Below are 9,790 nucleotides of genomic sequence, written 5' to 3'. Positions count from 1 at the left end.
TGCGACAAACAGGGAAGTGGCGGAAATTTTTGATACGTATGTTTATACTGCAGGGCTGAAACAGGGACAATTCAGCTACAGTACAGCAGTCGGCGTATTTAAAGCGGCGGTCGGGCTGATTTTGGTCATGCTTGCGAATCGTTTGGCGAAGAAATTTGGCGAGAAAGAATTTATTAAGAAAGGGATGGGATCAATGGATCAATCAATCGCTGTAAAATCGCCTCTTACGTACGCGGAGGCATTGGCAAAAACCATTATGAATACGTACACAGTCGAGGAGCTGCCTCCTGCAAACCGCTGGCACTACCATCAGGGTGTTTTCTTATGCGGTGTATTGCAACTGTGGGAAGCAACCGGGGAAAAGCGGTATTTTGACTATGCGAAGGCCTATGCAGATCTCTTAATCGATGATTATGGCAATCTATTATTTAGAAGAGATGAACTGGACGCCATTCAAGCGGGTCTCATTCTTTTTCCATTATACGAGCAGACGAAGGATGAACGGTATGTCAAAGCGGCAAAAAGGCTGCGCGGCTTATATGGAACACTGAACCGGACGTCTGAGGGCGGTTTTTGGCACAAAGACGGTTATCCATACCAAATGTGGCTTGACGGCTTATACATGGGGGGGCCGTTCGCACTGAAATATGCCAATCTGAAGCAGGAGCCGGAGCTGTTTGATCAGGTCGTGCTGCAGGAGTCATTGATGAGAAAGCATACGAAGGATGCAAAAACCGGACTCTTTTATCACGCCTGGGATGAAGCGAAAAAAATGCCTTGGGCCAATGAAGAGACAGGCTGTTCACCGGAATTTTGGGCACGTTCCATCGGCTGGTACGTCATGTCTCTTGCTGACATGATTGAAGAGCTGCCGAAGAAGCATCCAAACCGTCATGTGTGGAAAAACACGCTGCAGGACATGATGGAAAGCATCTGCTGCTATCAAGACAAAGAGACGGGGCTATGGTATCAGATTGTTGATAAGGGAGACAGGTCTGATAACTGGCTGGAAAGCTCAGGATCCTGCCTGTACATGTACGCATTTGCGAAGGGAATCAATAAAGGCTATCTAGACAGAGCTTACGAAACAACACTGCTAAAAGCGTATCAAGGCTTGATTCAGCATAAAACCGAAACATCAGAAGACGGCGCGTTTCTCGTCAAAGACATATGTGTCGGAACGTCAGCCGGTTTCTATGACTATTATGTCAGCCGCGAAAGAAGCACAAACGACCTGCACGGAGCCGGCGCGTTTATTTTGGCTATGACAGAGCTGGAGCCTCTTTTTAGGTCAGCGGGGAAATGACAAAAAAGATACGTACGGCTTTGTGTGTGATTGTCTCAGTCCTCTTTTTGGCATCATGCTCAAGCAGGCCGGACGGAATGCATGTCATTCTCTTTTCTGATATGCAGGCTGGCGTACAGGAAAAAATAAAAAAGGCCGCCGAGCAGAATGCCGGGAAGGTCGATATCTTTCCATCTTTTCAGGAAAAACTGCTGACTGAAATTACCGCCCATGAGGGAGATGTTTTCATCGTGCCTGAAGACATGTTTCAAGCTTACAATGATCCGGAAAATTTTCAGCCGTTAAACGGATTGCCTCCTGAAAAAACATCTCCTTATACAACTGTTAATAAAAAAACAGGAGAAAAAACGATCTATGCCGTTCAGATCGAAAAAGGGAAAAAACAGCTGAACGGCTATTCTTTTCAATTGAATCGCGATATGGCGGCGTTTATCCCTGTGTATGCTGAAAAAACAGAGGAAGCGCTGCAGCTGATTTCTCAACTAACTGAAGCCCGATAGAGGTGAGGATATTGAAGAACATCGTCTTTTGCGGATTGAGCAGCAGAGCATTCAGTATGTTTATCAAACCGCTGTTGGAGCGGTTTTCAACTCATTATGAGATTACGGGATTGCTGGATGCCGATCCGAAACGTTTTGCCGTTTGCAAGAAGAAATTTCCCGAGCTGGCCCACGTGCCCGAGTTTAGCGAAGATGCTTTTGACGAGATGATGCGCGTGTCAAAGCCTGATATCGTCATTGTGGCAGGCAGGGACGATACGCATGTCACATATATTGTAAAAAGTCTTCAGTGGAATACAGATGTGATTACTGAAAAACCAATGGTGACAACAGTGCAGGATGCGAATCGGGTGCTTGAAGCGGAGGCCAAAAGCGAAGGAAAAGTCACCGTCGCGTTTAACTATCGCTACAGCCCGTTTCATCGGAAAATAAAAGAAATGATTCTGGACGGAAAAATTGGCAGGGTCACCTCCGTTGATTTAAATTGGTATATTGATACGTATCATGGCGCCAGCTATTTTAAACGCTGGAACAGGTCGAGACAGTTTTCCGGGGGCCTTTCTGTCCATAAATCAACACATCACTTTGATCTCGTCAATTGGTGGCTCGGACAAAATCCGGAAGAGGTATTTGCTTATGGCGCCTTGAATTACTATGGGCCGGACAGTGAGTGGAACCCCTTGCCGGAAAAAGACGGGCGTTTTTGCGGGACGTGCCGGGTCAAAGAAAAATGCCACTACTATTCAAGGTGGCATCCCCGTTCCTCTAAAGCTTCTATAAAGGATGATCATCTCGAAGCAGGAGACCAGTCTAGCTTATACACTTCATACAGGCCTGACGCGTGTATTTTTGACGAGGAAATTGACATCGAGGATACGTACGTGGCGGCAGTCAAATATGATGGCGGCGCACTGTTAAGCTACTCGATTATTTTTTCAGCACCGTATGAAGGCTACCGGCTGACGATCAACGGCACAAAAGGGCGTATTGAATCAAATGAATTTCACGAACCTTCCAGAATTCCGTTTGCTTTTCCTGAGCAGACAATCGAATACTATCCGCTTTTTGAATCAAAGCAGACGATACAAGTGGTCAAAAATGAAGGGGGGCATGGCGGAGGTGATCCGCTTTTGCTTGAGGATCTTTTTTTAGGAAAAGACCCGCTGCGCCGCTATGATATTTTAGCCGGGGCTGAAGCTGGAGCCTACTCCATCGCGGTTGGTGAGGGAATGTGGCGCTCGGTTGCCGAAAAGAAGCCGATCGGCATGAAAGAGCTTTTTCAGATGCAGAATGTATAATGCAAAAAAGGAGGGGGCGCCATGGAACATGATGGCTCACTGGGACGGATGCTGCATTTTTGCGAATGGATTATGAGATTTGCGTATACAAACTTGCTGTGGCTGTTTTTTACGTTACTCGGTCTCGGCGTGTTTGGCATCATGCCCGCGACCGCGGCTTTATTCGCTGTCATGCGGAAGTGGATCCAGGGGCAGGACAACGTTCCGGTGCTCAAAACGTTTTGGCAGGAATATAAGGGTGAATTTTTTCGTTCAAATCTGCTCGGCGCTGTACTGGCGCTCATCGGAGTGATCATTTATATTGATTTGGCCTTCATCTATCCAAGTCATTTCCTTCTGCACATCCTGCGCTTCGCCATTATGATATTTGGCTTTTTGTTCGTATCCATGCTTTTTTATGTGTTTCCGCTGCTTGTCCATTTTGACTGGAAAAAACGTCTGTATGTGAAATTTTCGCTCTTGCTCAGTGTGGCGTATTTGCAATATACGCTTGCTATGCTTGCGCTGACTGTTGCTCTCTTTTTCTTGCTTGCGTACCTGCCGGGCATTGTCCCTTTTTTCAGCGTCAGCCTGATCAGCTACTGCCATATGCGCATTGTTTATGCCGTACTGCTGAAAGTGGAGCAGCACGGCGGCGAGCCACAGAGGAAATCCCATATACGGAAAGCTTTTTATCCGGAAACGAAATAATCATCATTTCTCTATCATAACGCTGTTCCAAACGGAATAGATTGATAGAGAAAGGAGAGCGGATAAAATGCTGAAGGTAGCGGTATTTGATGAAGAGCATGAAAAAGACTTACAAACGGAAATCAATTCATTTTTAAAAGGGATATCGGAGGAGCAGCTGATTGATATCAAATATACGGTTTCGGCGGCGTGCGACCCAGACGGCGAGCAGCTTTACTGTTTTTCCGCCCTTATTTTATATCGCAAATAAAAAGATCTTCCCGCAGGCGCGGAAAGATCTTTTTTGTTAATATGCTTTTTTCACTCTTGGACTTCTCGGTTTATCGAGTTTCTCCGCTTTTTTGATCTCTCTTCTTTCTTTTGAGAGCGATTGATAGAGAGAGGCAATCATCAGCAGGATAACGATAGAAAACGGCAGCGCTGCCAGAATCGCTGTGTTCTGCAAAGCGGCAAGCCCTCCGGAATATAGGAGCACAGCCGCCATGGCGGACTGAATGATACCCCAGCTGAGTTTCACAGAATTCGCCGGATTTAAAGAACCGTACGACGTCTGCATGCCCAGCACGAATGTAGCTGAATCAGCAGACGTGATAAAGAATACTGCGATCAGAATCAATGCAAGGATCGATGTCACCATTGTCAGCGGATAGTGATCAAGTGTTCCGAACAGCATCGTTTCAGTGGACAGCTTTGCTACATTGAACGTGCCTTTTTGCTGGAGATCCATGGCTGATACGCCGAAAATGGAGAACCATAGAAATGTCAAAATACAAGGTGTCACCAAGACGCCAATTAAAAATTCTCGGATCGTCCGGCCTCTGGATACACGGGCGATGAAAATGCCGACAAATGGAGACCAGGAAATCCACCATGCCCAATAGAAAATCGTCCAGCTGTTAATCCATTCGCGTTTTTCAGGATCGTTCGGTGTCAGTCTGAAGCTCATTTGAACGATATTTTGAATGTATTGTCCGATAGAATCTGTAAATGAGTTCATGATCAGCACTGTAGGCCCGACAACGAGCATAAACAACATTAACAATCCGGCCAATACCATGTTTGTGTTGCTTAAATACTTAATTCCTTTTCCGAGTCCGCTCCACGCAGAAAGTAAAAAGAGCACTGTCACAATAATGATTAAAACCAATTGGACGATAAACGCATTCGGAATGCCGAACAGGTAATTCAAACCGCCGTTAATTTGGGTTGCGCCAAGACCAAGACTTGTTGACACCCCGACAACAGTGGCGAAAACTGCAATACAGTCAATGGCCTTTCCGATCGGTCCGTTTACTTTATCCCCGAGAATCGGTGACAGTGTGCTGCTGATTAACCCGGGTGCGCCTTTGCGGAATTGGAAATAGGCAATGCATAATGCCACAATGGCATAAATGGCCCAAGCGTGCAAACCCCAGTGGAAAAACGTATAGCGGAGTGCATCTCTGAAGGCTTGGGGGGTTTCTGTTTCACCTGATGGAGAGCTAATTGCGTAATGGCTGATCGGTTCAGCCGCACCGTAGAATACTAAGCCGATTCCCATGCCTGCGCTGAACAGCATGGCAAACCATGATAATAACCCGAATTCCGGTTTTTCATCAGGCTTTCCGAGTTTGATTTTTCCGATCGGGCTGAAAATCAAAAAGAGACAAAACCCGACAAACAAAGAGACAACTAAAAGATAATACCAACCAAATGAATCGGTAATAAATGCTTGTGCCGATTGAGACACATTTTGCAGGCTGTCAGGAGAAATAACACCCCATAATACAGCTGCAGCTGTGATTGCAATCACAATCCAAAATACACTAGATATATGTTTCAACATTTCTCACCCTCTAATTTTTTGTGTACGCCTATATCTTGCTCGCAGGCTTAGTATGGTCGTACGATGGCAGCTCATTCCTCTCTTAAAATTACCCCGCAATCAGGTGAAACAAAACAAGTCTCACCCTAACATGAATGCGGGGAATGTTCAAATGTGAGTTTGGCGGCAAGAGATTTAAAGAGTAATGATTAAGAACGGGCGTATTGCCCGGCATTTAGCCCTGCAAGCCTGCCTGTGACGAGGGCGGAGGTAATGTTGTATCCGCCTGTGTAGCCGTGGATATCCAGAATTTCACCGCAAAAATAAAGCCCCTCCATTTTTTTAGAAGCCATTTTTTTCGGGTCAATTTCTTTTACAGATACCCCGCCTCCCGTGACAAATGCCTTATCAAGCGACAGTGTGCCATTTGCGAGGACAGTAAACTGCTTGCAGTCCCTTACAAATTGTCTGAAAGGATCCTTCGGCAGCTCAGAAAACGATACGTTCGGAGAGATGCCGTTTTTTTCGAGCAGGAATAGGAGATAGCGCTCCTGCATCCAAGGCTTCAGCACGTTTTTAATGGTTTTTTTCGGTGCTTCCTTCAGTTCTTTATACATCTTTTGGAAAAGCGTTTCTTCATTGATATCAGGATACAAGTCGATTCTGATCGGCACTTGAGGCTGTTTTTTCAGCTCTTTTACGACAAATTGGCTGCATCTGAGAATGGCAGGTCCTGAGAGGCCGAAATGGGTAAACAGCATGTCCATTTTATGTGTGATAATCGGTTTGCCTTTTTTATTTAACACACTGACGGCTACATCTCTTAGTGATAAGCCCTGAAGTGTTTTTTGCTTAATGAACGGTTCGCCAGAAGTGACGGGAACCTCTGTCGGAAACAGCTCTGTTATGGTATGGCCCGCGGCTTCAGCCCATTCATAGCCGTCTCCCGTGCTTCCGGTATGAGGCACGCTTTTACCGCCGACAGCGATAATGACTGCCTGGCTATGGATCATTTCGCCATTATTCGTCACAATCCCTGCTGCCTGTCCATCTTCATATAAAACAGATTTAATTTTCTCGTTCGTTCTGATTGTTACGCGGAGCTGCTTCAGCCTGTTTAACAGCGCGTCTACGACACTTTGGGCTTTGTCGGTCACAGGGAACATCCGGCCGTGATCCTCTTCCTTCAATTGAATGCCGAGGTTTTCAAAAAACTTGATAATGTCTTCATTATTAAATTCAGAAAACGCGCTGTATAAAAAACGCCCGTTACCGGGGATGTGCTTGATAATTTCTTCCACAGGAAGGCGGTTCGTCACATTACAGCGGCCGCCCCCGGAAATCGCGAGTTTCCGTCCTAATTTATTTCCTTTATCTATCAGCAACACGCCAGCGCCCTGTTCTCCTGCTGCAATCGCAGCCATCAAGCCTGAAGGGCCTCCGCCGATTACAATTACGTCATATTGTTTCATCTTTATCATCAACTTTCTTTTCATTTCGTGTGCGGACACCCCGTCCGCAGTACTATTATAGCGAAAGAAAGCCGCTCCTTAAACGTCTTTTGCCGCGGACATGAATGTTCACAGGATTGCTTTTGTATTTATTACCGTCTAAATGCCCAGTTGTGGTAAAATAGAAAAGTTGAATCTTCGTAGAAAATGGTGATGAAGAAACATGTCAAGCAAACTGTTAAGAGGCACGTTTGTATTAACGCTCGGTACATATATATCGCGGATTCTGGGAATGGTCTATTTAATTCCCTTCAGCATTATGGTCGGGGCGACAGGCGGTGCATTATTTCAATACGGATACAACCAATACACTTTATTTTTGAATATTGCTACGATGGGCTTTCCGGCCGCTGTTTCTAAATTTGTTTCCAAATATAATTCAAAAGGGGATTATGAGACAAGCAGGAAAATGCTCAAGGCGGGCATGTCGGTTATGCTCGTCACAGGAATGATAGCCTTTTTCATTCTGTATCTATCGGCTCCGATGTTTGCGGAAATATCGCTGGGAGGCAAGGATAATAACGGCTTGACAATTGATCATGTCGTTTATGTCATCCGCATGGTCAGCTTAGCGCTTTTGGTCGTACCGATTATGAGCCTTGTTCGCGGATTCTTTCAAGGGCACCAAATGATGGGTCCGACAGCTGTTTCCCAAGTCGTTGAACAGATTGTCCGCATCATCTTTCTATTGAGTGCGACATTCTTGATTTTGAAGGTTTTCAACGGCGGCCTTGTCATCGCTGTGGGCTATGCAACCTTCGCAGCGCTGATCGGTGCCTTCGGAGGGCTGGTCGTGCTTTATATTTATTGGAACAAACGGAAGGGCAGCCTGCTGGCGATGATGCCGAATACGGGTCCGACAGCAAACCTAAGCTACAAGAAAATGTTTTTCGAGCTGTTCAGCTATGCTGCTCCGTACGTTTTTGTCGGACTAGCCATCCCTTTGTATAACTATATTGATACAAATACGTTTAACAAAGCGATGATTGAAGCCGGTCATCAAGCCATCAGCCAAGACATGCTTGCGATTCTAACCCTGTATGTTCAGAAGCTCGTGATGATCCCGGTTTCCCTAGCAACTGCTTTTGGACTGACATTAATTCCAACGATTACTGAATCGTTTACAAGCGGAAACTATAAGCTGTTAAATCAGCAGATTAATCAAACGATGCAGACGATCCTGTTTTTAATTATTCCGGCTGTTGTCGGGATCTCTCTATTGTCAGGACCGACGTATACGTTCTTTTACGGGTCAGAGAGCCTTCACCCTGAACTGGGGGCAAACATTTTGCTATGGTATTCGCCAGTCGCGATTTTGTTCTCTTTGTTTACAGTCAACGCAGCCATTCTGCAGGGCATCAATAAGCAAAAATTTGCGGTTGTCAGCCTTGTGATCGGCGTCGTGATCAAGCTTGTGCTGAATGTTCCGCTGATCAAGCTGATGCAGGCTGACGGAGCGATTTTAGCGACGGCGCTTGGATATATCGCTTCCCTTTTATATGGGTTTATCATGATTAAGCGCCATGCAGGCTATTCGTATAAGATACTAGTTAAACGAACTGTTTTGATGTTTGTCTTATCAGCCATTATGGGTATTGCCGTGAAAATCGTGCAGTGGGTATTAGGCTTCTTTATTTCCTATCAGGATGGCCAGCTGCAAGCTGCGATTGTTGTGGTGATCGCGGCCGCTGTTGGCGGAGCTGTCTACCTGTATTGCGGCTACCGATTAGGATTTTTGCAGAAAATTTTAGGCCGCCGTTTGCCAGGTTTCTTAAGGAAAGGCAGACATGCAGGCTGATGAACTAGATATGATGAAACTGAGGGCTCGCATGCTGCGGGCTTTCTTTTATAAAGGAGAGATTGGGAATGAGACTTGATAAGCTGCTTGCCAACAGCGGGTATGGTTCCAGAAAAGAAGTCAAAGCCGTTGTGAAGGCTGGAGCCGTGATGATCGACGGCAAACCTGCCAAAGATGTAAAGGCGCACGTTGATCCTGATACGCAGGAGGTGACCGTATACGGGGAACCGGTTGATTATCGAGAATTCATTTATCTTATGATGAATAAACCGCAGGGCGTGCTGTCGGCGACTGAGGACAGCCGGCAGCAAACAGTGGTCGATCTGCTGACGCCGGAGGAGATGAGATTTGAGCCATTTCCAGCCGGCAGGCTTGATAAAGATACAGAGGGCTTTTTGCTGCTCACAAATGACGGGCAGCTCGCACATCGGCTCCTTTCTCCTAAAAAGCATGTTCCAAAAACGTATGAAGTCCATTTAAAATCACAGATTTCTCGGGAAGACATCTCCGATTTGGAAACGGGTGTCTACATAGAGGGCGGCTATAAAACAAAGCCGGCAAAAGCGGAAATCAAAACAAACGACAGTGGCAATACCGTGATATACCTGACAATTACAGAAGGAAAATACCATCAGGTCAAGCAAATGGCAAAGGCAGTCGGCAATGAAGTGGTTTATCTGAAGCGGCTTTCGATGGGACGCGTTTCCCTAGATCCCGCTCTGGCACCCGGAGAATACCGTGAGCTGACAGAGGAAGAGCTTCATTTGCTCAATGAGCCGCAAGCATGACAAAAACCCCGCATACCGAATGCGGGGTTTTATTTATAAGCACACAAAAACAAGGCTCAGTAGTTTCTTCGCCCTATTATCTATCGGGCCGCTCT

9 protein-coding genes and 1 pseudogene are annotated in these 9,790 nt (G+C 46.0%); 8 read left to right on the top strand and 2 right to left on the bottom strand.

The features are described 5' to 3' along the window. The 6 genes and pseudogenes from RAC86_RS29760 to RAC86_RS29735 form a co-directional block, all read left to right on the top strand. A pseudogene (locus tag RAC86_RS29760) lies at positions 1-166 on the top strand (sugar ABC transporter permease); the annotation flags it as partial. An 18-nt stretch (positions 167-184) separates the two neighbouring features. Continuing rightward, on the top strand, positions 185-1,306 hold the full coding sequence (gene rmgQ, locus RAC86_RS29755) for an unsaturated rhamnogalacturonyl hydrolase (protein WP_377886343.1): 1,122 nt from the start codon (positions 185-187) through the stop codon (positions 1,304-1,306). Continuing rightward, entirely contained in the window at positions 1,303-1,806 is a 504-nt protein-coding gene (gene rmgS / locus RAC86_RS29750; RefSeq protein WP_187001868.1) for a rhamnogalaturonan transport/degradation protein RmgS, read from the top strand. Before rmgQ ends, rmgS begins: the two co-directional genes overlap by 4 nt. Positions 1,807-1,817: 11 nt before the next feature. Further along, complete coding sequence (locus RAC86_RS29745; RefSeq protein ID WP_377886342.1) at positions 1,818-3,104, top strand: Gfo/Idh/MocA family protein; 1,287 nt, start codon at positions 1,818-1,820, stop codon at positions 3,102-3,104. Between the two features lie 21 nt (positions 3,105-3,125). Continuing rightward, positions 3,126-3,794 carry a YesL family protein gene (locus RAC86_RS29740; protein ID WP_033884441.1) on the top strand — a complete coding sequence of 223 codons (669 nt, stop codon included), beginning with the start codon at positions 3,126-3,128 and terminating at the stop codon, positions 3,792-3,794. A gap of 67 nt (positions 3,795-3,861) precedes the next feature. Then, entirely contained in the window at positions 3,862-4,044 is a 183-nt protein-coding gene (locus RAC86_RS29735; protein ID WP_003223398.1) for a sporulation protein Cse60, read from the top strand. Positions 4,045-4,080: 36 nt separating this feature from the next. On the opposite strand, the gene opuD is transcribed toward RAC86_RS29735, so the two are convergent. Beyond that, positions 4,081-5,619 carry a glycine betaine transporter OpuD gene (gene opuD / locus RAC86_RS29730; RefSeq protein ID WP_015384403.1) on the bottom strand — a complete coding sequence of 513 codons (1,539 nt, stop codon included), beginning with the start codon at positions 5,617-5,619 and terminating at the stop codon, positions 4,081-4,083. Positions 5,620-5,807: 188 nt separating this feature from the next. Beyond that, complete coding sequence (locus RAC86_RS29725; RefSeq protein WP_003229222.1) at positions 5,808-7,070, bottom strand: BaiN/RdsA family NAD(P)/FAD-dependent oxidoreductase; 1,263 nt, start codon at positions 7,068-7,070, stop codon at positions 5,808-5,810. 202 nt (positions 7,071-7,272) lie between these two features. Here RAC86_RS29725 and murJ point away from each other — a divergent pair, with 202 nt between their 5' ends. Together murJ and RAC86_RS29715 are read left to right on the top strand one after the other, a co-directional pair. Beyond that, positions 7,273-8,907, top strand: coding sequence for a lipid II flippase MurJ (gene murJ / locus RAC86_RS29720; RefSeq protein ID WP_088467337.1), 1,635 nt, complete (start codon positions 7,273-7,275; stop codon positions 8,905-8,907). 68 nt (positions 8,908-8,975) lie between these two features. Next, positions 8,976-9,695 (top strand): pseudouridine synthase, encoded by a 720-nt coding sequence (locus RAC86_RS29715; protein ID WP_017695479.1) that lies wholly within the window; start codon positions 8,976-8,978, stop codon positions 9,693-9,695. Positions 9,696-9,790 lie beyond the last annotated feature (95 nt).

The sequence above is a fragment of the Bacillus sp. LR_5 genome (assembly GCF_042709275.1).
Note: the sequence above shows the minus strand (reverse complement) of the source record. Positions and strands in the feature narration are given on the sequence as shown.